Origin of the sequence: Caproicibacter fermentans (assembly GCF_014303955.1) — a bacterium.
Lineage (GTDB): Bacteria > Bacillota > Clostridia > Oscillospirales > Acutalibacteraceae > Caproicibacter > Caproicibacter fermentans.
On record NZ_CP060286.1, the window covers coordinates 2,308,984 to 2,330,164 of the forward strand.

The 21,181-nt window shown below is 57.6% G+C and carries 21 protein-coding genes; 15 read left to right on the forward strand and 6 right to left on the reverse strand.

Features of this window, described 5'->3' with window-relative positions:
* The first annotated feature begins 32 nt into the window (after positions 1–32).
* From HCR03_RS11405 to HCR03_RS11430, 6 genes are all read left to right on the forward strand, one after another.
* Positions 33–452, forward strand: a complete 420-nt coding sequence (locus tag HCR03_RS11405; RefSeq protein WP_066645715.1) for a GtrA family protein — start codon at positions 33–35, stop codon at positions 450–452.
* 45 nt (positions 453–497) lie between these two features.
* On the forward strand, positions 498–1,874 hold the full coding sequence (locus HCR03_RS11410; protein WP_187034290.1) for a glycine--tRNA ligase: 1,377 nt from the start codon (positions 498–500) through the stop codon (positions 1,872–1,874).
* Positions 1,875–1,979: 105 nt separating this feature from the next.
* Positions 1,980–2,171, forward strand: coding sequence for a 4Fe-4S dicluster domain-containing protein (locus HCR03_RS11415; RefSeq protein WP_267459246.1), 192 nt, complete (start codon positions 1,980–1,982; stop codon positions 2,169–2,171).
* A 168-nt stretch (positions 2,172–2,339) separates the two neighbouring features.
* On the forward strand, positions 2,340–3,122 hold the full coding sequence (locus HCR03_RS11420; protein WP_139104071.1) for a hypothetical protein: 783 nt from the start codon (positions 2,340–2,342) through the stop codon (positions 3,120–3,122).
* A 10-nt stretch (positions 3,123–3,132) separates the two neighbouring features.
* The gene (locus HCR03_RS11425) at positions 3,133–3,450 is read left to right on the forward strand and encodes a hypothetical protein (RefSeq protein WP_066645705.1); all 318 of its coding nucleotides are present in this window, start codon (positions 3,133–3,135) and stop codon (positions 3,448–3,450) included.
* Between the two features lie 217 nt (positions 3,451–3,667).
* Positions 3,668–4,207: a hypothetical protein gene (locus tag HCR03_RS11430; protein WP_083210089.1), complete on the forward strand. Its 540-nt coding sequence runs from the start codon at positions 3,668–3,670 to the stop codon at positions 4,205–4,207.
* 99 nt (positions 4,208–4,306) lie between these two features.
* On the opposite strand, the gene HCR03_RS11435 is transcribed toward HCR03_RS11430, so the two are convergent.
* From HCR03_RS11435 to HCR03_RS11445, 3 genes are all read right to left on the reverse strand, one after another.
* Positions 4,307–4,693 carry an MmcQ/YjbR family DNA-binding protein gene (locus tag HCR03_RS11435; protein WP_066645872.1) on the reverse strand — a complete coding sequence of 129 codons (387 nt, stop codon included), beginning with the start codon at positions 4,691–4,693 and terminating at the stop codon, positions 4,307–4,309.
* Positions 4,694–6,187: 1,494 nt separating this feature from the next.
* Complete coding sequence (locus tag HCR03_RS11440; RefSeq protein ID WP_187034291.1) at positions 6,188–8,059, reverse strand: glycoside hydrolase family 13 protein; 1,872 nt, start codon at positions 8,057–8,059, stop codon at positions 6,188–6,190.
* On the reverse strand, positions 8,052–10,475 hold the full coding sequence (locus tag HCR03_RS11445; protein WP_187034292.1) for a glycogen/starch/alpha-glucan phosphorylase: 2,424 nt from the start codon (positions 10,473–10,475) through the stop codon (positions 8,052–8,054). The genes HCR03_RS11440 and HCR03_RS11445 overlap by 8 nt, the downstream gene beginning before the upstream one ends.
* Positions 10,476–10,845: 370 nt before the next feature.
* Here HCR03_RS11445 and zapA point away from each other — a divergent pair, with 370 nt between their 5' ends.
* From zapA to HCR03_RS11480, 7 genes are all read left to right on the forward strand, one after another.
* The gene (gene zapA, locus HCR03_RS11450; protein WP_066645698.1) at positions 10,846–11,364 is read left to right on the forward strand and encodes a cell division protein ZapA; all 519 of its coding nucleotides are present in this window, start codon (positions 10,846–10,848) and stop codon (positions 11,362–11,364) included.
* Positions 11,354–13,444 (forward strand): peptidase U32 family protein, encoded by a 2,091-nt coding sequence (locus tag HCR03_RS11455; protein WP_228724955.1) that lies wholly within the window; start codon positions 11,354–11,356, stop codon positions 13,442–13,444. Before zapA ends, HCR03_RS11455 begins: the two co-directional genes overlap by 11 nt.
* Entirely contained in the window at positions 13,441–13,884 is a 444-nt protein-coding gene (gene dut, locus HCR03_RS11460) for a dUTP diphosphatase (protein WP_187034293.1), read from the forward strand. Before HCR03_RS11455 ends, dut begins: the two co-directional genes overlap by 4 nt.
* Before the next feature lie 27 nt (positions 13,885–13,911).
* Positions 13,912–14,169: a DUF4321 domain-containing protein gene (locus HCR03_RS11465; RefSeq protein ID WP_187034294.1), complete on the forward strand. Its 258-nt coding sequence runs from the start codon at positions 13,912–13,914 to the stop codon at positions 14,167–14,169.
* A 36-nt stretch (positions 14,170–14,205) separates the two neighbouring features.
* Positions 14,206–14,769 (forward strand): Maf family protein, encoded by a 564-nt coding sequence (locus HCR03_RS11470; protein ID WP_187034295.1) that lies wholly within the window; start codon positions 14,206–14,208, stop codon positions 14,767–14,769.
* 124 nt (positions 14,770–14,893) lie between these two features.
* Entirely contained in the window at positions 14,894–15,910 is a 1,017-nt protein-coding gene (locus tag HCR03_RS11475) for a rod shape-determining protein (RefSeq protein ID WP_066645693.1), read from the forward strand.
* Positions 15,911–16,057: 147 nt separating this feature from the next.
* Positions 16,058–16,633: a hypothetical protein gene (locus HCR03_RS11480; protein WP_187034296.1), complete on the forward strand. Its 576-nt coding sequence runs from the start codon at positions 16,058–16,060 to the stop codon at positions 16,631–16,633.
* Between the two features lie 296 nt (positions 16,634–16,929).
* Here HCR03_RS11480 and HCR03_RS11485 read toward each other — a convergent pair whose 3' ends face one another.
* The 3 genes from HCR03_RS11485 to HCR03_RS11495 are packed head-to-tail and all read right to left on the reverse strand — an operon-like array spanning position 16,930 to position 18,837.
* Positions 16,930–17,697 carry a class I SAM-dependent methyltransferase gene (locus tag HCR03_RS11485; protein WP_187034297.1) on the reverse strand — a complete coding sequence of 256 codons (768 nt, stop codon included), beginning with the start codon at positions 17,695–17,697 and terminating at the stop codon, positions 16,930–16,932.
* Positions 17,698–17,727: 30 nt separating this feature from the next.
* Positions 17,728–18,465 (reverse strand): AAA family ATPase, encoded by a 738-nt coding sequence (locus HCR03_RS11490; protein WP_187034298.1) that lies wholly within the window; start codon positions 18,463–18,465, stop codon positions 17,728–17,730.
* 24 nt (positions 18,466–18,489) lie between these two features.
* Positions 18,490–18,837, reverse strand: a complete 348-nt coding sequence (locus HCR03_RS11495; protein ID WP_156990363.1) for a GIY-YIG nuclease family protein — start codon at positions 18,835–18,837, stop codon at positions 18,490–18,492.
* A gap of 233 nt (positions 18,838–19,070) precedes the next feature.
* Here HCR03_RS11495 and HCR03_RS11500 point away from each other — a divergent pair, with 233 nt between their 5' ends.
* Both HCR03_RS11500 and abc-f read left to right on the forward strand, forming a co-directional pair.
* On the forward strand, positions 19,071–19,382 hold the full coding sequence (locus HCR03_RS11500; RefSeq protein ID WP_156990362.1) for a hypothetical protein: 312 nt from the start codon (positions 19,071–19,073) through the stop codon (positions 19,380–19,382).
* Positions 19,383–19,697: 315 nt separating this feature from the next.
* Complete coding sequence (gene abc-f / locus HCR03_RS11505) at positions 19,698–21,176, forward strand: ribosomal protection-like ABC-F family protein (protein WP_187034299.1); 1,479 nt, start codon at positions 19,698–19,700, stop codon at positions 21,174–21,176.
* The last annotated feature ends 5 nt before the right edge of the window (positions 21,177–21,181 follow it).

Consider the following 21,181-nt stretch of genomic DNA (forward strand, 5'->3'; position numbering starts at 1 on the left):
CTATATCTATTCGTTCGCGCAGGGAGGCCAGCATGAACCGGATTTTAAAATTATGGCGTTTTCTCACCAGCCCGGAAATGATTCTGTACCTGATTTTCGGCGTTCTCACCACCGTCATCAACATCGTCGTATTTGAGGTCTGTTACAATTCCCTCGGCTGGCAGTGGCAGGCCGCAAACGCGCTCGCCTGGATTCTGGCGGTCGCCTTCGCGTTTCTCACCAATAAGCTGTGGGTGTTCCGCAGCAAAAGCTTTCAGGCAAACGTCTTCTGGCGGGAGCTGCTCAGCTTTCTCGCCGCGCGCCTGCTTTCGCTCGGCGTGGACTACGCCTGCATGTGGCTGTTCATCGACATGCTCGCGTGGAACGGGCTTCTGTCCAAAACTGTCGACAACGTGATCGTCGTCGTCATTAATTACGTCTTAAGCAAACTTGTCATATTCCGCAAAAAATAACGGCGGGCGCAGCCAGCGTCCGTGCGAATCTGGAGGAAAAGCAGCATGCAAGCAACAGAAAAAACCATGGAGAAGATCGTCGCCCTGTGCAAAAACCGCGGTTTCGTGTTCGCCGGTTCCGAAATTTACGGCGGGCTTTCCAACGCGTGGGACTACGGGCCGCTCGGCGTGGAGTTCAAAAATAACGTCAAAGCCGCGTGGAGAAAAAAGTTCGTTCAGGAAAGCCCCTATAACGTCGGGCTTGACTCCGCGATTCTGATGAATCCGGAGGTGTGGGTCGCCTCGGGCCACGTGGGCGGATTCTCCGACCCGCTGATGGACTGCCGCGACTGCAAGACGCGCCACCGCGCCGACAAGCTGATTGAGGATTTCACCGGCGAGAGCGCGGACGGCTGGAGCAACGACAAGATGATGGAGTTCATCCGCGAGCACCACATCAAATGCCCGAACTGCGGCAGCGAAAATTTCACGGACATCCGCCAGTTCAACCTGATGTTCAAGACGTTTCAGGGCGTGACGGAGGGTACGAAAAACGAAATTTATCTTCGCCCCGAAACAGCGCAGGGCATCTTCGTCAACTTTGCGAACGTGCAGCGCACCACCAGAAGAAAAATCCCGTTCGGCATCGCGCAGATCGGCAAGAGCTTCCGCAATGAGATCACGCCCGGCAATTTCCTGTTCCGCCTGCGCGAATTCGAGCAGATGGAGCTTGAATTTTTCTGCAAGCCCGACACCGACCTCGACTGGTTCCATTTCTGGAAAGATTTCTGCGAAAAATGGCTGCACGACCTCGGCCTCACGAAAGAGAACCTCCGTCTGCGCGACCACGACAAGGAGGAGCTTTCGTTCTACTCCAAGGCGACGACGGACATCGAATACCTGTTCCCGTTCGGCTGGGGCGAGCTGTGGGGCATTGCCGACCGCACCAATTACGATCTTTCCCGCCATCAGGAGCATTCCGGCAAGAACCTCGAATTCTTCGACCCGGAAACCAAGGAGCACTACGTCCCCTATGTGATCGAGCCTTCCCTCGGTGCGGACCGCGTCGCGCTCGCGTTCCTCTGCGACGCCTATGACGAGGAAACTCTCGAGGGCGGCGACACCCGCGTCGTACTGCGCCTGCACCCGGCGCTTGCCCCTTACAAGGCCGCCGTGCTGCCCCTGAGCAAAAAGCTGAACGACCGCGCGCAGGAGGTTTACTCCGTGCTTGCCAAACGCTTTGCGGTGGATTACGACGATGCCGGCTCCATCGGCAAACGCTACCGCCGCCAGGATGAAATCGGCACGCCGTTCTGCATTACCATCGACTTCGACAGTGAAACGGACGGCTGCGTGACCGTGCGCGACCGCGACACCATGAAGCAGGAGCGCATCGCCATCGACAAGCTGACCGGCTACCTGGAAAGCAAAACCGACTTTTAGCCGACGGAATCGCATAACCGCCTGGAGCTTGCCGGCACGTTCTGCCGGGGCCGCGGCTGCCGCCAGCCCTGCCCGGCCGGAATCCCGATTGGGACGGCCGCCCGGATTTCCCTTTTGCCGACCCGTTCGCCGTCAAAGCAGTACATGACGAACGAGTTTAAAGCGCAGATGGAACGGATCAACAACTGCACCCACTGCAATCACTGCAAAAATCACTGCCCCTACGGTCTGGATACGCCGAACCTGCGCAAATACATGCTGGGTGAATACCATCAGTTTTACGCGGAGCACGCCTGACCGGCCTTCCGCCCAAAACCCGCGCCGAGAGAATTCTCTTCGGCGCGGGTTTTTTCGTCATAACTTCTTTCCGAATCCGAATATAAATAGAATAGGAAGGCCCGCGCGGCAAAAAAACCGAGGCCGCTCGGGGAAATCGGAATCCGTTGGGAAAGCCGGGGAAATGAAATGGACGCGAGATACAGACTGACCGTCAAATTCCTCGTTCTGTTCGCACTGCCGATTTTGTTCCAGTCCCTCGGGCAGTCCGGGCTGCTTCTGTCGCTCTGCAAGCAAATGGGGATTCCGGAGGAAACCGCATCGCTTGCTAAGGACGGCTTTTCTTTTTTCGGGATTGTTTTAACCTTTTTTCCGCTGGGCACCTCCTGCATCCGGCAAACCTTTGAGCTTGAAAGCAGGACCGAGCAGCAGAATTACCTGATCCGCCAGTCCAAGAATTATCTTTTGGAGGCGTTTAAAGGGATTTTGGGCGAAACGGGGCTGGAATTCAGTTTGAATGTAAGAATCTGCACACCAAAAAAAAATATTTGGAATAGAATAGGATTAGGACGTATAAAAATAAATCGACGGCGTCCTAAATGCTTCGCCATGAAAAACCTGCCCGGTTTGTCGGACGAAGCGGTCAGAGACGGACTTGTCTTTCAGGTGTCCCCCCATCCGCAGGGCGCGGTTGGAACCTGCTACGCGGAGCGGGACTGCGTGGTCTACGAGCCCAACCTGAAAAAATCGTCCTCCGAGAACCTGACGGAGTACCAGCGGGAGCAGACCCAGGACATCGCGTTCTGGATCTGCGTCCCCGTTCATAACAAGAAAGGCGACATCTGCGCCATCATGTCCTATGACAGCAACCGGGAAATCCATATTCCGCCTGAAAAGCTGAGTATCGTTTCAAGGCTTTTGAGAAGATTCAGCATTGATTTCATCAGAAACATGACAAATCTGAACGAGTGAGGTTACTGGTATGCACGAAAGCAAGAAAACAAACATCGACCGCGTGGATTCCTCAAAATCGGAAAACGATTTCAGAGACCGACGCTGCAGGCCGCGCAGGCGGGTTCTCATTCCTGTAAAAAGAACTTATGAGCAGTCCATGGGCCGGGCGCTGGCCGACCTGATGGTTGACCGCGAGCCGGTCAAGATTTTGAATATGCAGACGGGCCGCATTTCGTGTTATTCCTCCGCCGACATGCCCCTCTGCGCGGGGGAAGTCGGTTTAAAACCGGAAAGCGCGGAACCAGCGTCTTCCCTGCGGGACGCTCTGAAAACAGGCGCCAAGTAATCTCCCCCGAAAACAGGCCGCGCCAACAGGAAAACCGTTCGCGCGGCTTCTTTTGCGCCTGTTTCTATGTACATCGGCGGGGCAATGGGGTAAAATAAAGGAAAGCAGCTCCGAAAGGAGAACGGACATGCAGGACGAGCTGCGACCTTCGGTAACCGCTTTCGCATGGCGGGCAATCCCTATGAAACAACAAAATAGAAAATGAGGAAATCAAACGATGCAAAACACTGAGAACGACCGCTGTGATCAAAACGGATGCTCCGGCCCCGTCCCCGGGAACCCGCTGTGTGAATCCTGCCGACTGTATCTTACAAAAAAATCCGTCGAAAAAAGGAACCTTCCCTTTCCGCTGACCGACGAGGAAGCCGAACTGCTCGGCAAACTTTCCAGCGGCGGCGCGACGCCCGTATCCCGGTTCGTCATGGGCTCCAGCCGGGAGGACGACCTCGAATCCGTCGCGCTCGCGCCGGTCGTCGTCCGCGGGCCGGAGGACGATGTGGAAACCGTCAAAAAGCTGGGAGAAATCATCACCTCGCTTGAGGACCGCGGGCTGATCGCTCTGGACTACGAAAGCCCGGTCCCCGGTTTTGACGATCAGATGGTCCGGGAATCGGCGGCGTTTGCCACGTTCGAAGAAGCGGTCGAAGAAGGCGGGAAAAGGCCCGGATTCCTGTTCGACACCGCGAGGCTGGACTCGGGCAGCATCACCCTGACCGACGACGGCGCGCAGGCGATGCTGGACTATTACCGGGGATAGAGCTTTTCTTTCCCATCAAAATGAAAAATGCGCCATGACGCGGTTGCGATCCCGTTCCTGGCGCATTTTATACAGTCTTTTTCAGCCCGGACTCATCGGTTATCCCTGTTTTTCGAGAATCTCCCGCTGAGCCTTCTTCGTCAGTTTTTCAAACACCAGCCGGTAGGAACGCCCGCACAGATCCCGCAGGACGTCGTCCGGCACCGTCCCGTCCAGAAAAACGGAAATCCAGTTCTGTTTGTTCATGTAAAAGCCGGGCAGGATATCCGCGTATTCCTTCCTCATCAGCTCCGAAAGCATCGGCTCGCATTTCAGCGTTACAAGCTCGTGCCCGCCGTAAATTCCGTACTTTTGGCCCGGCTCGCAGGTCGCGGCAAACATCTTTCCGTCCACCAGATAGCGGTGCCACTCCCATTCCTCTTTGTAATCCTTTTCCGCCCCGGGATTGCGGAGCAGCGTCTCATCCAGCCAGTCGTAGCGATTCATTTCTTTTCTCCCCTTGTCCGTCCTTTTCTTTGGGTACGCGCCCGCGCGGGGAAACTTTTCCGCTTTCATCATTATAGCGTTTTGATTCGGGGTAAGTCAATCTTTCCTGGTCTCTTTTCCCCAGAGGCTTGGGGGCGCAAAGCGGCTTACGCAGCCGCAGAGAAGAAATATTTCTTAAACTGGGGCAAAGTGCCCCTTAACCATAATTTCTTCAATTTATTTAGTTTGTCCTCAGGCCGGACGGGCCCATACTTTCGGTCCCGTACGAAAGTATGCAAAGTACGGGTCGGGGGGGGCAGCGTGACGCTGCATCCAAAGTGTCGGTAACAAGAGCGGCGAGAGAAAGTAAAGCAAAACACGATTCTTCAGCCGTGGGCGCCGTAGGCGAGTAAGGGCCGGATGGCCTCCCCCCGACGCCCCCCGGCACCTGTCAAAGGGAAAAGCGATGTTCTTAGGTGTTCTGCTTCTCATTGACGACGGGGGCTCCGGAGAGAAAGCCACTGCTTTATTTTAGGGAAACTGTAATTCGTTAGCTCGCCTTGACTCAAGCTTACGTAATATATCACTCAGCTTTGAAAAAGATTGCTTTCAATCTATTGATTTCCTGTACGCTTCTAACTAAGCACGCAGGGAAAGAATTGGGAACGTCAATGAAAAGCACTGCGTTTCAAGAACATTCCCGTTCTTTATGATGGCAGTCGGGGTGTAGGGGGGCGTTTGGAGCTCTTTTTACGGGAATTTGAAGCCCCCCTACATAGTCTTTGCCTACTTTCTGCTATATCAGAAAGTAGGGGCCCGTCCGGCCTGAGGACAAGGTAAATCAATAGAAACAATTTGGGTTAAGGGGCTCTTTGCCCCAAAATAACATTAAAATCAACTTTTTCACATTTCTAAAGACAAGAGCAAAAAGAAGAAAAAAAGAATTTAAGTTGAAATTTATGGAAAGAAGCGGTATACTGTTTCTTGTAAGGCACATAAAAAAGTGCAAAGCAGGGACAAGGTGGTGAGACACCTCGCCCCCTGCATACGGAGAACCACCCTCCATACACAGCGGTAAAACCGCGCATTTGCAGGTAATATTATACCTCATTCCCCCTGTTTTGTACAGAGCGGGAAAAAGGGGCGAAAAAAAATTCCTGCTTTTCACGCGCGCCGGTGTATGGAATGAGAATTCCGTACCGGTGCTTTTTTGTGCCCTGTATCGGGCGAAACGCCCGCTCCCGCGTATTTTTTTGGCACGGAACCCGGAAATTTCGTGCCGCCATTCTCTCCGCGGGGGCGGGAACACGCCGCCCGGTACCGGCGGCTTTTCCGTTTTGAGAGGCGGGAAAGTGCAAAGCGCGTGAAAAGGAGTTCTTTGAATCAGGCAGAATTGGGCACGCTCTTATCAGGAGAGGTGCCGCAGGCAGCATGGCTCTCCGTCCTTTTGAAACGGCGGGGCCGCCGACAAAACGACCGCGCGGGCGCAGAAGCGTCCGCGCGGCCTTATTTTCTTTATCTTTGCCCCGTCCGGTCGAGAACGCGGCGGAGCGCCGCCGTCCCGAACGGCGGCAGAATCAGCGTGCCGCGCGTGTCCGGCAAGGTCCCGAACACCGCCTCCGCCCCGCTCCATTCGGGCGGAACCACCACGCGGCGTTCCTCCGTCGAACGGTTCGCCGCGCAGAGCAGGGCGTCCCCGCCGCCGGAACGCACATAGGAAAAAACGTCTCCGTCCGCCGCGACGGGCAGAAAATTTCCGCCGTTCAGGCAGGCGCACCGGGCGCGGAGCTTTCCCAGCGACCGGTACCACCGCGTCAGCTCCCCGTCCTCACGCCCCCATGGGAACGGCGCGCGGTTAAACGGGTCCGCATACCCCTCCGTTCCCGCTTCGTCGCCGTAGTACAGGCACGGAACGCCCGGCAGGGTGTACTGCAAAAAAGACGCGCATCGCATCAGCGCGAGCCCGCGCGTCCGCTGTTCCGGCGAAAGCCGCGTTTCGCTCTGCCACTGCCGCCCCCGGTTCCGGCGCGGCTCCCCCGCCAGCGCGGTCAGCGCGCGCTCGGTGTCGTGCGTGCCGATGTTGTTCATCAGAACCCGGACAACCTGCGGCGGGTAGTTTTCCAGAACGGACAGAATCGTTTCCATAGACGCCGCCGCGTCGCCGCCGGTCAGGAACCCAAGCACCGCGTTGCGGAACGGATAGTTCATCACGCTGTCGAGCTGTTCCCCCAGCAGGTACCGCCGCCGTTTGCCGTAAGCGATCTTGTTGGAGGCGTCCTCCCAGATTTCGCCCGCCAGCAGCGCTTCCGGATTTTCACGTTTGACCGCTTGCCGCAGAGCGTCCAGAAATTCATCCGGCAGTTCGTCCGCCACGTCCAGCCGCCACCCGGCGGCGCCCGCGCGCAGCCATCTGCGGATGATTCCGTTTTCCCCGCAGATATACTCCCGGTACTCCGGATTTTCCTTGTTCACGTTCGGCAGGGTCGGGAACCCCCACCAGCAGGCGTACTGCTCCGGCCAGCTTTTGAATTGGTACCACGGGTAATACGGCGATTCCTTCGACTGGTACGCGCCTGTTCCCGGGTACCGCCCCTGCCGGTTAAAATAGACGCTGTCGCTGCCCGTGTGATTGAACACACCGTCCAGCAGCACGCGGATTCCCATGCTAGCCGCTTCGGCGCAAAGGGCGCGGAAATCCTTTTCCGTGCCCAGCAGCGGGTCGATCTTCGTGTAATCCGCCGTATTGTACCGGTGGTTGGAGTGCGCCTCAAAAACCGGGTTCAGGTACAGGCACGTTACGCCGAGCGATTTCAGATACGGCAGCTTTTCGCGGATGCCTGCAAGGTCGCCGCCGAAGTAGTCGGAATTTGTGACGTTTCCCTGCCCGTCGGGCCGCCAGTCCGGGGATTCGTCCCAGCTTTCGTGCAGCCTGCGGTCCGCCGGAACTCCGGTTTTCGCCTGCCCGGAGGAATCAAAACGGTCCGGAAAAATCTGATAGATCACCCCGCCCGCAAGCCAGTCCGGCGTTTTGAATTCTTTTTCATACACCGTGAGCTGCCACAGGGCACCGCCGTCGAACACGGCCTCGCCGATCGGCCCGCGCATCAGGCGCCGGTGCCCGCAAGGCGTTTCCAGTTTAAAATCGTAGAAATAAACGCCCGGCTTTTCGGCTTCAAAATGGCATTCCCACCACTCCGCGCCGTCGCCGTTCATGCCGCACCAGAACAGGCCGCAGGGCTCCTCGCGCCCGTCGGCTCCGTTTCGCATGACCAGCTGCGCGCCGGAACAGCCCAGGCCGCGCGGCAGCGTGATTTTAAAGTGCACGCGGGTTCCCGCGGGCACCGCGCCCACAGGGTCCCGGTGCATCGGATTTCTGGAATTAAACATGCCGTTTCCCCTCCGGAACAGGCTTTACGTGCCAGATGTTTTCGGCGTATTCGCGAATCGCGCGGTCCGCGGAGAAAATCCCCGCCTTTGCCGTGTTCACAAGGCACATGCTCCTCCATTGATCCGCGTCCCGATACAGCCGCTCCGACTTGTGCCGCGCCTTGTCGTAGGAGTCGAAATCCGCCAGCACCATGTACGGGTCGGAAGAGAGCAGGGAATTGGAAATGTCGCGGAAATCGACGCCGCAGAAGCCCTTTTCCACCACGTTCAGCGCGGCTTGCAGCTCCGGATTTTTTTCCGCGAAAGCACGCGGCTGATATCCGGCCTTTTTCCGCTCCTCGGCCTCCTGCGCGTTCATGCCGAACAAAATCATGTTTTCTTCCCCGACCGCGTCGCGGATTTCGACATTCGCGCCGTCCAGCGTGCCGAGCGTCACCGCGCCGTTGATCATGAATTTCATGTTGCCGGTGCCGGAGGCTTCCGTTCCCGCAAGCGAGATCTGCTCGCTGAGGTCCGCCGCGGGCATCAACAGCTCCGCGAGCGTGACCCGGTAATCCTCAAGGTAAACGACCTTCATTTTTTTATTGACCCGCTCGTCGGCGTCGATCGTTTTGCCCAGATCGACGATAAAACGGATGATCTGCTTCGCAAAGTAATAACCGGGAGCCGCCTTTGCGCCGAACAGATAGGTGCGCGGCGTGAACTCCATCTCCGGATTTTCGCATAAGCGGAGATAGTCCGTCAGAATTTGCAGCGCGTTTAAGTGCTGCCGCTTGTATTCGTGCAGGCGCTTGACCTGCACGTCGAAAATCGAATCGGGGTCCAGGTCGACTCCGTTTTCCCGCTTGACGTACTTTGCCAGACGGATCTTGTTTTCCCGCTTGACCGCCGCCATCTTTTCCAGCACCGCCGGGTCGCTTTTGTATTTCATCAGCTTTTCCAGCTCGGCGGCATCGCGCACAAAGCCGTCGCCGGTCAGCTCGGTCAAAAGCGCCGCAAGGCCGGGGTTTGCCTGGCAGAGCCAGCGCCGGTGGGCGATCCCGTTGGTCACGTTGGTGAATTTTTCAGGCATTTCGGTGTAGAAGTCGTGGAACACGCGGTCTTTTAAAATTTCGGAATGCAGCTTTGAAACGCCGTTCACGCTGTGGCAGGAGGCCACCGCAAGGTTCGCCATTTTGACAAAGCCGTCGTTCCACGGCGCCATGCGGCCCACCTGATACCCGTCCACACCCTTGTTGTGCATCCCGGCGCAGAACCGGCGGTTGATCTCCTCCACGATCTGGTAAATGCGCGGCAGGCGCGACCGGAACAGGTTGATGCCCCAGCATTCGAGCGCCTCCGACATTACGGTATGGTTGGTGTAGGCGAATACATTCTGTACAATTTCCCATGCGGAATCCCATCCGTATCCGCATTCGTCCATCATGACGCGCATCATTTCCGGAATCGCCAGCACCGGGTGCGTGTCGTTCAGATGGATTGCGATGCAGTCGGGCAGATTGTCGAGCGTCCGGTTCCGGAACAGGTGGTGCCGGATAATGTCCTGCACGGCGGCCGAAACCAGAAAATACTGCTGCGAAAGGCGCAGGCTCTTGCCCTCCGGATGGTTGTCCTCCGGGTACAGCACCTTCGTGATGGTCTCCGCCATCGCCTTCTGCTCCACGGCGCGCAGGTAATCCCCGCCGTTGAACAGGCTCATGTCGAAGTCCTCGCTGGTCGCCGCCCACAGGCGCAGCCGGCTCACGCCGCGCCCGTCGATGCCGGGGACGTACAAATCGCTCGGCACCGCCATCACCTTTGTGAAATCCTTATGGTTCACCACATGGAACCCGTTGTTCCAGTAGTCGTCGATGCGGCCGTTGAACCGCACCTCCACGCTTTTCTCCGGCTCGCTCCTGAGCCAGATTTTGCCGCCCGGCAGCCAGAAATCCGGCAGCTCCGTCTGCCAGCCGTCCACCAGCTTCTGCCGGAAAATGCCGTATTCATAGCGCAGCGAATACCCCGTCGCCGGAATCCCCAGCGACGCCATCGCGTCGAGAAAACACGCCGCCAGCCTGCCGAGGCCGCCGTTGCCCAGCCCCGCGTCCGGTTCCTGCTCGTACAGCGCGTCCAGATTCAGATTGAGCCCGGCAAGCGCCTTGCGGTAATCCTCTTCCAGTCCCAGATTAAAAAGGCTGTTTTTCAGCGAACGGCCCAGCAGGAATTCCATGCAAAGGTAATAAATATGCTTGGTCTTCGTCTGCTCCGCAAGGTGAATAAATTCGCTTCGCCCCTTTTCCATCCGGTCGCGCACGCAGAGCGCAACCGCCTTGTAGCACTGCTCATCCGTGGCGTTTTTCAAGCTGACCCCGAACACCAGCTCCAGCATACTGTTAACAGACTCCTGGATCTTTCTGATCGGCTGCCGGTAAATCATCGGATTCTTCCTCCTAAAAAGCAGAAGTATTTCTGTATATGATACACCAATTTAATTCTTTTATCAAGGCCAGCGCCCCCAAAGGCAAACACGGTGCAAAACTGCCCGTTTTGCTTATTGCGTCGCGGTTTTTCTACAAAATTCTGCTTCCGGTTTTCAAAGATTTATTGGAAGAGATTTTTTCTCGATATTTATGCAACTTCAACAAATTTTACATTCCCGCCCGTCCGGTTTGGGCGGGTTCCGTTTTTTCCGGCGCGGCGCGCAAAAAGCGGAAAGAAAAAGTGACGAAAATCACTTTCATATTATAGTGAAATAGATTATAATAGGCTATATATCAAACGCGGCTTCATGAAAGGGAATGAATGGATTGAGCAAGAACAGGATCAAACTGAACATCTGCGGCTGTGAATGCGTCATCAGTTCTGAGGACAGCGAGGGTTACATGCGCTCCGTCGGCGACGAGGTTCAGAAGGCCATCGATGCGTTCATGGACCGGAACGAGCGTATTTCCGCCACGATGGCTGCAATCACCGCCGCGTTAAGCTACTGCGACGAGGCCCACAAGGCGGCCGACGCGGCTGAAAATCTGCGCACGCAGATTCGCGATTACCTGGAGGATTCTTCCCACGCGCGTCTGGAGGCGGAGGAATCCCGCAGGGAAATCGAGCGCCTGAAGCGCGAGATCCAGACCCTGCGCTCCCGCCTTTCCGCGGCGGGCGAAGAGGTTCCGGAGGGCGCTCCCGCCGAAAAGGCGCCGCCGATCGCGCCCGGCGCGGACGTGCCCCGCCCGCAGACGGGCAGCTTTTCCCGCGTAACCCCGCAGGAGGACGGCCCGGACCCGGAGGGCTTCATGAGCTTTTTTGAAAAGAAAACCGATGAACCGTAACATGGAGATTCTGGCTCCGGCCGGTTCGCCGGAAAGCCTGACGGCGGCCGTCCGCGCGGGGGCGGATGCCGTTTACCTCGGCGGGGGCCGTTTTTCCGCGCGCGCGGGCGCGAAAAACTTTTCCGACGCGGAGCTGCGGGAGGCCGTCGGGTACTGCCACGCGCGCGGGGTCAAGGTATTCCTTGCGGTCAACACGCTGCTGCTGGACGACGAACTCCCAGCGGCGCTCGATTTCGCGCGATTCGCCTGCTCCCTGCCGGTGGACGCGCTGCTCGTGCAGGATCTGGGGTTCGCGTCCCTTCTGTTCCGGCACGCGCCGGGCCTGAAACTGCACGCCTCCACACAGACAGGCGTCCACACGCCGTCCGGCACAAAAGCGCTGTACGGCCTCGGCTTTACGCGCGTTGTTCTGGCGCGGGAGCTTTCTCTCGCTGAAATCCGGGAGATTCATTCCGCATGCCCGATCGAGCTGGAAACCTTCGTTCACGGCGCTTTGTGCATGTCGGTCAGCGGGCAGTGCTATTTCAGCTCCGTCCTCGGCTCGCGCAGCGGCAACCGGGGCATGTGCGCCCAGCCCTGCCGCCTGCCGTTCGCGGCCCCGGGCGGCACGGGGCACGACCTGAGCCTGAAGGACCTGTCGATGATCCCCCGGCTTTCGGAGCTTTCCGAAGCGGGCGCGGTCTGCGCGAAAATCGAGGGCAGGCTCAAGCGGCCGGAGTACGTCGCCGCCGCCGCTGCCGCCTGCCGCCTTGCGGCGGACGGAAAGCAAATCCCGCCCGAGCTGCTGCAAAGCCTCGGCGCGGTTTTTTCGCGCTCCGGTTTTACCGCCGGCTACCCGGACGGCAAGCGCGGGCGGGAAATGTTCGGCGTCCGCTCGAAGGAAGACGCCGCCGCGGCGACCGGAGAAGTGCTCTCCGGCCTTCGAAATCTTTATTCCAAAGAATTTATGAAAATTCCCGTTGATTTTACTTTGAAAATAAAATATAATAAGCCGATGCAGTTGACGGCCGCCGACCGGGACGGCGGAGAGGCCACCGTTTCCGGAATGGTTCCGGAGCGCGCGGCGCACCGCGCGCTCGACGCCGGCCGCTGTTCCGGTCAGCTTCAAAAGACGGGCGGAACTCCGTTTTTCGCGGGCGAGACCCGGGTGGAGCTTGACGAAGGCCTGGCCGTTCCCGTTTCGGAATTGAACCGGATGCGGCGCGAGGCACTCGACGCCCTTTTGAGCCGCCGCGCCGAACGTCCCGCGATTCCGTGGGCGGACTGCGCCGATCCCGGCCCGGAGCCGCACCGAGCTGCTCCTTTCCGGCTGCGCGCCCGCTTTGTCGGCACGGAACTTCCGGAAAACGCCAAAGGGCTGGAGCTTTGCTATGTCCCTTATCGCACGGAGCCGCGCCGCCTTGCAAAACTGCTCGAGGACGGCTTTCCCGCGGCGGTCGAGCTGCCGCGCGGCATGTTCGGCATGGAAAACGCGGTTCGCCGCAGCCTGGAAAACGCAAAGGCGGCGGGAATCAGCCACGTGTGGGCCGGCACGCTCGATGCAGTCCGGCTCGCGCTGGACTGCGGCTTTACCGTCCACGGAGGTTTTTCACTGAACATAACCAATACCCCGGCGCTGGAATCCTACCGCGCCCTCGGCGTCGCCGACGCGGAGCTTTCGTTTGAGCTGACGCTGCGTCAGGCGGCGAAGATCGGCGGCAACACGCCGCGCGGGCTTTTCCTGTACGGCAGGCTTCCGCTGATGCTCTGCCGGAACTGCCCGGCGGCGAATTCGCCAAAGGGCTGCCTTTCCTGCAAAACGCCGCCGGAGCTGACCGACCGACGGGGCGTCAAATTCCCCGTGCAGTGTTACGGCGCGTGCAGCGAGGTGCTCAACTCCGTCCCGCTGTCCCTCGCCGGGCGCGGGAACGACGTGGAGCGAATCGATTTCGGCCTGCTTCGCTTTTCGACGGAATCCGAGGGCGAGGCGGAACGGATCATCAACGACACGGAAAACGGAACCGGAGGCGCCGCGGAGCCGAACTCCTTTACGCGGGGGCTGTACTACCGCGGTTTCGCTCCCCGGCGGGAGGATGCATGAAAAAAACGGTAAAAATTAAAAAACTCAGGGAAAACGCGGTGCTGCCGACGCGCGGCAGCGAGGGCGCCGCGGGGCTGGACCTTTACGCCTGCATCGACGAACCGGTTCTGATCGAGCCGCGCGGGCTTTACCGCATTCCGACCGGCGTGGCGGTCGCGCTGCCCGGGCCGGATACCGTCGGGCTCATCTTCGGGCGAAGCGGCCTTGGGGTGAAACACGGCATCACGCTGTCGAACGCCGTCGGCGTCATCGACAGCGACTACCGCGGCGAGCTGATCGTCGGGATCGTCAATTCGGGGGATGCTTCCTATCTTCTTTCCCCTGGGGAACGGTTCGCCCAGCTGGTCGTGGCGCCGGTTTTTCAGGCGGAGCTTCTGGAAACGGACGACCTGGGCGAAACGGACCGGGGCGCCGGCGGGTTCGGCTCCACCGGAAAATAGCAAATATTGTCGGGGATGTTTTTTTACATGAAAAAGGGTATTCTAAAAACGCTTCTGTTTATCGTCCTGCTTGTCCTGGCGGTCGTTTTGGGCAAAGCCGCTTCCGACGCGGCGGCCGGCGTGCGCTTTCTCTCCTTTTTAAGCGCCGGGGCCAGCTTCGGGGTTTCGCCCGTGAACGTGGACCTGTCCGTTCTCCGCTTCACGTTCGGCATGACCGTGGACCTGCACGTTGCGCAGGCGCTTCTGCTGCTTGCCGCGATTCTGGCGTACAACAGAATCCGCTGAAGAAAATTCATCAAAAGAGATAGGAGTTTCGTCACCATGTTATTGCTTGCATCTTCATCGCCGCGCCGCAGCGAACTGCTGAAAATGGCCGGTTATGAATTTACCGCCGCGCCGGCAAATGTCAGCGAGACCTTTCTGCACGGAACGCCGCCCATGCAGATTGTGGAGCAGCTTGCCGCGCGCAAAGCGCAGGCCGTCGCAAAACAGAACCCCGAGGCCGTGGTTCTTGCCGCCGACACCCTCGTTGTGCTCAAGGGCAGAATCCTCGGCAAGCCGAAGGACGCGGATGCGGCAAAGGCCATGCTGAAGCTTTTGTCCGGCAACGTACATCAGGTTTACACCGGCTATACCGTAATCAGCGGCAAAAAGCTCATCTGCGGCCACGAGTGCACGTCGGTCGAGTTTTACGCGCTTTCGCAACAGGAAATCGACGCCTATGTCGATTCGGGGGAGCCTCTCGACAAGGCCGGGGCCTACGGGATTCAGGGCCGGGGCGCGCTGTTTGTCAAGCGGATCAACGGCGATTACTACAATATTGTCGGCCTGCCGATTTCAAAAATACACCGGATTCTCACCGGCCTGCAGGAAAAAGACGAGTAGCCCGCCGCGGGCACGGAATTCTGGAATTAGATATTGAGAATCTCCGGCATTCGGGTTATAATAAGGAAAGATCGGAGCTTCCGGCACCGCTCCCGGCCCGGATGACTTGAAAGGGGAAAAACAGATGTTTTCAAAGGATATAGGAATTGATCTGGGTACCGCGAATACCCTGGTATTTATGAAGGGAAAAGGAATCGTCATGCGCGAGCCGTCCGTCGTCGCGGTGGACGTCCGTTCGGACACCGTTCTGGCGGTCGGAAAGCAGGCGAAGGAGATGATCGGCCGCACGCCGGGCTCCATTGTCGCCGTACGTCCGATGAAGGACGGCGTCATCGCCGACTTCGACATTACCGCGACGATGCTGAAGCACTTTATCCGCAAGGCGGTAAAGGCGAACGCTTTCTCCAAGCCGCATATCATTATCTGCATCCCCTCCGGCGTTACGGAGGTTGAGCGCCGAGCCGTGGAGGACGCCGCCCGTCAGGCCGGCGCCAATAACGTGGAGCTGATCGAAGAGCCGATGGCCGCCGCCATCGGCGCCGGGCTGCCCGTCTCCGAACCGACCGGCAGCATGGTCGTCGACATCGGCGGCGGCACCGCGGAGGTCGCTGTGATTTCGCTCGGCGACATCGTCACCTCCGTCTCCGTCCGCTGCGCGGGGGACAAGTTTGACGAATCCATCATTTCCTATGTAAAAAAGAAGTACAACCTCCTGATCGGCGAACGCACCTCGGAGGAAATTAAAATCAAGATCGGCTCGGCGTTCCCGACGGAAGACAACGAAGGCGCTTCCGTAGAGATCAAGGGCCGCAATCTGGTCGACGGCCTGCCGAAAAACGTCACCATCAGCGCCGGGGAAGTCCGCGAAGCGCTGAGCGACCCGCTGGCCCTGATCGTCGACGCGATCAAGAGCACGCTGGAAAAGACTCCGCCGGAGCTTTCGGCGGACATCATCGACCACGGCATTATGCTGACCGGCGGCGGCGCGCTGCTGCGCGGGCTGGACCGTCTGGTGGAGCAGGAAACCGGCATGCCGGTCCATGTCGCGGACGACCCGCTGGACTGCGTGGTCAACGGAACCGGCAAACAGCTGGAAATCACCATGCCGTCCTCTTACTACAAGGCGGATAAAAAACGCTGAGTCCGTCAGTCCGATCGCATGCAAGGAGCTGAGCGCATGAAAAAAATGATTCTGATTTTTTCATTTTTGCTTATTTCATTCAACTTTTGTTCTTGCGGAGCCTCCAACTCCTCTGTTTCAACGGCTGAAAACCCGGGCGGAAAAAATTTGTCTACGAAACAGACGGCGGCAAATCCGGCCGATTCGATCAACCAATATATCTCCTACCGCTTGCCGGACACCTTGTCCGACGGAGGTTACAACAAGGAATTAGGCTTTCTGGGCGGCAATCTGTTTTGCCTGAAATCCACTGGAAGCTGCGCTGCCAAAAAAGCATCCGACACCACGCCGCCCGGCTGGAATTCGTACGGCGGAGCCGAGATCTATGACAACCTGGATTGTAAATTCGAAAAGGGACAGCTGGTCGACGTCTCGCCGCCATGGAATCATGCCGAGTATTTGACGAAGATGGAGCCTTTGGAGCACTGCGAGGTGCCCGCCGCCATCGTTCAGGTAAGCTTCGACTTATATTCTGCGTCCGAAGCCTCTGAAAAGAATATTGTTGACAAAAACGCGCTGAATTCCACGATGTGGTATGTGTTTTTTTCGAAAGAAGACCGCGGCATAAATTATGCGATATTCCTGAACGCAGAACAGTTCAGCAGGGAAGATACGGTAACGCTGGCTCAGTCCGTAAAATTCTCGGATCAGGCGTTCAATCTGAAGATTCCGCAATCATCATAATCCGGTCATCCAATAATTACCCCCCGGCACAGCCGGGGGGTAATTCCTATGCGGGCAAAACCCTGTTACGCCGACTGCGCCTCAAGGGCGTCCGGGGGCTTCTTACCCTACACAGCCGGGGGGTTTTGAATTACAAAAAGGGACTGTTGCAAAATAGCCTCGACGAAAAATATTGCACAAAAAATGCGCCTTGATTGGGCTTCGGCAGCCGCTTCAAGACGCACTTTCTTGCTTTTGGAGCTATTCCTTTGTGCAATTTGCTATCGCAAATTCATTTTGCAACAGCCCCTTCTTTGTTACGGCTTTACCGCGCGGGTCGCGAGATAGGTCGGCGCAAAATCCCGCAGCCTTCCGTTTCCCGGCCGGTCGCGGTCTTCAAAAAGCTCGGTCAGGCGGAACCCGGCTTTCAGCTGGCCGCCGATCTGCTCCTCCATCGTATGGCTGAACTGCAGCCCGTCGTCGTTTTTCATCAGCTCTTCGTAAAGAACCGGATCTTTCAGCGGATTAAACGGCAGCGGATTTTCCACCACCAGGCGGTCGTAGTCGTTGAAAAGAAAATTCAGGCCGTTGTCCATCCCCGCGAGAAGAACGCCGCCGTGCTTCAGGACGCGGAAGCACTCGTTCCAAACGGGCTGAACCTCTTCAATGTAGCAGTTGGAAACCGGATGGAAAATCAGGTCGAAGCTTTCGTCGCGGAACGGGAACGGCTTTGTCATGTCTCCCCGGACGATTTCGATGCGGTATCCCTCGCGCTCCGCGACCATCCGCTCGCTTTCCAGCTGCCGGGCGGAATTGTCGAAAATCGTGCACTCGGCTCCCAGTGCCGTAAAAACAGGCATCTGCTGCCCGCCCCCGCTGGCGAGGCCCAGAATTTTCAGCCCCGAAAACGGCGGGAACCACTCCTTCGGGACCGGCCTCACCGGCGTCAGCAGCACGCTCCAGTCTCCCTTTCGGGCACGGATAAATTCCTCGTGAGAAACCGGGACGCTCCATTCGTTCCCGTCCTGCGCCCAGCGGTCCCAAGTTTCCGAATTAATCTTTGTATAATTTTCTCTTTGATCCATAAATTATCTCCTTATCGCATCGGTTGCTTTCTATTCCAGAAGCTCCCGCAGCATGCGGGGATACCGGTTTAAAAATTCCTTTGTCACACGGAAATTGTCCGTTTCCTCATATGCACGGCGGTGAATTCCGTCGGCGGAAAGCTCGTAAATGACACTGTCCGGGTACGAGGTCAAAATCGGCGAATGCGTCGCGATGATCAGCTGGGATTCTTCTTTCACCAGCTCGTCAATGCGGCAAAGCATCGCGAGCTGCCGCCGGGGCGAGAGCGCGGCCTCCGGCTCGTCGAAAATATAAAGCCCATGCCCGCCGAGGCGGTTCATCAGCAGCGCGAAAAAGCTTTCCCCGTGCGATTTTTCATGCAGCGAGCCGCCGTAGCTCCACTTGATCTGCGGACCCATTCCGCCCTCGTCCATTTTTTCAATGCTGGTCGCCACGTTGTAAAAGCTTTCGGCGCGCAGAAAATACCCGTCGCGCGGGTGCCGCACGCCTCTGTACAGCGAAAGGTAGTCGCACAGCTCCGAATGGGAGCGGTAGGTCTCAAAATTGAAATTCCGGCTGCCGCCCTCGGGGTTGAAACCGCAGCAGACGGCCAGCGCTTCCGTCAGCGTTGATTTTCCCGATCCGTTTTCCCCGACTAAAAACGTCACGTTCGGATGCAGCGGCAGCTCCGTCAATGCATGCACCGCCGGGACGGAAAACGGATACCGGTTAAAATCCGGCACCTGATCGCGCCGCAGCACCGCTTTGCTCACATACTGCTCCCGCATGGTAAATTTCCTCCCGCTTCCTAATCAGTACAGCGTTTCCGGGTCGAAGCCCTCCGTTTTCAGCTCCAAAAGCGCCTTTAAATCCTCCGAAAATTCCTTCGCGGTCTGGGTTTCCTTCTGTTCCAGCTCTTCCAGCACTTCAAACTCGAACGCTTGCGGCCCGAACGTGTCCCAGTCCTTTTGCAGCTTCAGGTTCACCGCGCCCCCGGTTGTTTTAGAAAACTCAAATCGGTTCTGAAAGCCCCGCAGATCCGGCGCCGCCGTCAGCAGCATTTTTCCGTTTTTTATATTCCGAACCGCGCAGATTCCGCCGATTTTTTTGCGTTCGCGGTATTCGCTGAGCCGCTCTTTTCGTTCCTGTTTTTCCATCATGGTTCTCCGTTTCCGCGGCGCTTTGCCGCCTCATTTTTTATCATAGGCTATCCGCGCCCGAAAATCAAGCGCGCCCGGCCTCGCAAAAGCTGACGCCTCCCTTTCCCGGCGATTTGTTTTTCTTCTGATGATTTCCCTTGAAGAAACAGGATCCTCGCGGTATGATGGAGAAAGGGATCCAATCTTTTTCTCGCGCCGTTTCTCGGCGCGCCAGGGGAACCGGGAGGTTATTCATGTCTTCTTTTTTGAAAACAGTTGGTCTTTTGACTCTGCCCGCCTCCGTCGTTTTGCTATTTTTCATGACGGGCAATTTGAATTTTTTCAGCGTGCTGTGTGTTTTTTTGCTGATCACGCTCGGGCTGGCGCTGGTTGAGCTTGGAGATCTGATGGAACGCGTCTCTGCCCTAGAATCTCGACTTGACCCGCCCCCCGAAAAGCCCGAAGAGGATGACATTCAAAAGGTCGTCTGTCCGAACTGTCATAAAAAATACGACCTGGATTCCCCCAAATGCCCGTATTGCGGAACCAAAAACGAGCTTTGGTAAATTTCGGCCCGGCCTTCCGCTTGACAAGCCGTGATGTTTTTAGTATCATTAAAGGCAGTAATTTAGGAAGGGAGCTGGGAGGATGCGTCATTTTTCCCGCTGATGATGAGTACGCCAATCGGTTTGACAGTCCGGTTTTGTTTGGGCTGTCTTTGTCACCGTGCGGCTGCGGGGAGAATGCGCGTCCGAACCGCTCCGTTTTTGACCGGGGATTTTTCCGTCCGCCGTTTGCGGGGGCGGGATGATTTCTTCCGTTTATTCTGGAGCCGCGGGGTGTAATTTCCCGCGGCTTTCGCGCGTTACCAGGAGGAAATTATGTCTCTGATCCGAATATCAAACCTGACCTTTGCTTATGACGGCAGTCCGGACTGCGTTTTTGAAAACGCGTCGTTCGAATTCGACACCAACTGGAAGCTCGGTCTGATCGGCCGCAACGGGAAGGGCAAAACAACCCTTCTGAATCTTCTGATGGGGAAATACGAGTACCGGGGAACCATTTCCGCGTCCGTCGGATTCGACTATTTCCCGTTCGAGGTGCCGGACGAATCCAAATCCGCCCTGGAGCTTTTTCACAGTCTTGTTCCGGACTGCGAGGACTGGCGGGCCGAGCGGGAGCTGTCCCTGCTGGACGTTTCGCCAAACGCCGCGGAGCGCCCGTTTTCCACGCTGAGCCGGGGCGAACAAACCAAAATACTGCTGGCGGCGCTCTTTTTAAAAGAAAACCGCTTTCTGCTCATCGACGAACCGACCAGCCACCTTGATCTGGAAGCCCGCGAGCGCACGGCGCGCTATCTGCGCTCCAAAAGCGGATTCCTTCTGGTTTCGCACGACCGCGCGTTTCTGGACGGGTGCGTCGACCACATCCTTTCCATCAACCGCAAAAGCATCGACCTGGAACAGGGGAATTGTTCGTCGTTTCTGGAAAACAAGCGCCTGCGCGATGAATTTGAGCTGGCCGAACACAAAAAGCTGGAGCGGACGGTCAAACGTCTTTCCGACGCCGCCGAGCGAACCTCCGGCTGGTCGGACCGCGTGGAACAGACCAAACACAGCACGCGAAATTCCGGACTGCGCCCCGACCGGGGATACATCGGCCACAAGTCCGCAAAGATGATGAAGCGGGCAAAATCGACGGAAGCCCGCCGCGAAAAGGCGGTGCGGGAACAGTCGGAGCTGCTGCAAAACCTGGACACGGCCGAAAGCCTGAAAATCCACCCGCTTTCCCCACCGAACGGGCTTCTGGCCGAGGCGCGGGAACTATGCCTGTATTACGGCAGCCGGAAGGTCTGCGGCCCGGTTTCGTTTCGCCTGTGCGCGGGCGACCGGCTGTCTCTGCGCGGACGCAACGGCAGCGGAAAATCGAGCCTGCTGAAACTCTTCACCGGGCAAAAAATTGATTATACCGGCGACTTTCGCTCCGCGCCGTGGCTCGTCGTTTCGCATGTGCCGCAGGAGACGGATTTTCTTCGCGGCACTCTGACGGAGTTTGCCGAGTCACGGGGAATCGACCGGACCCTGCTGTTTTCCATTCTGCGCAAGCTGGATTTTTCGCGCGCCCTGTTCGAACAGGACACGGCGGGCTACAGCGAGGGGCAGAAAAAGAAGGTTCTGCTCGCCGCGAGTCTGTGCGAACCGGCTCACCTTTATCTCTGGGACGAACCGCTCAATTACGTCGATCTGCTCTCCCGCGTGCAGCTGGAGGAATTGATCCGCGCGTTTTCGCCCACCATGCTTTTCGTCGAGCACGACCGCGCGTTTCAAAATTCCGTTTCCACGGGCTTTGTCGAGCTTTAGCGTTT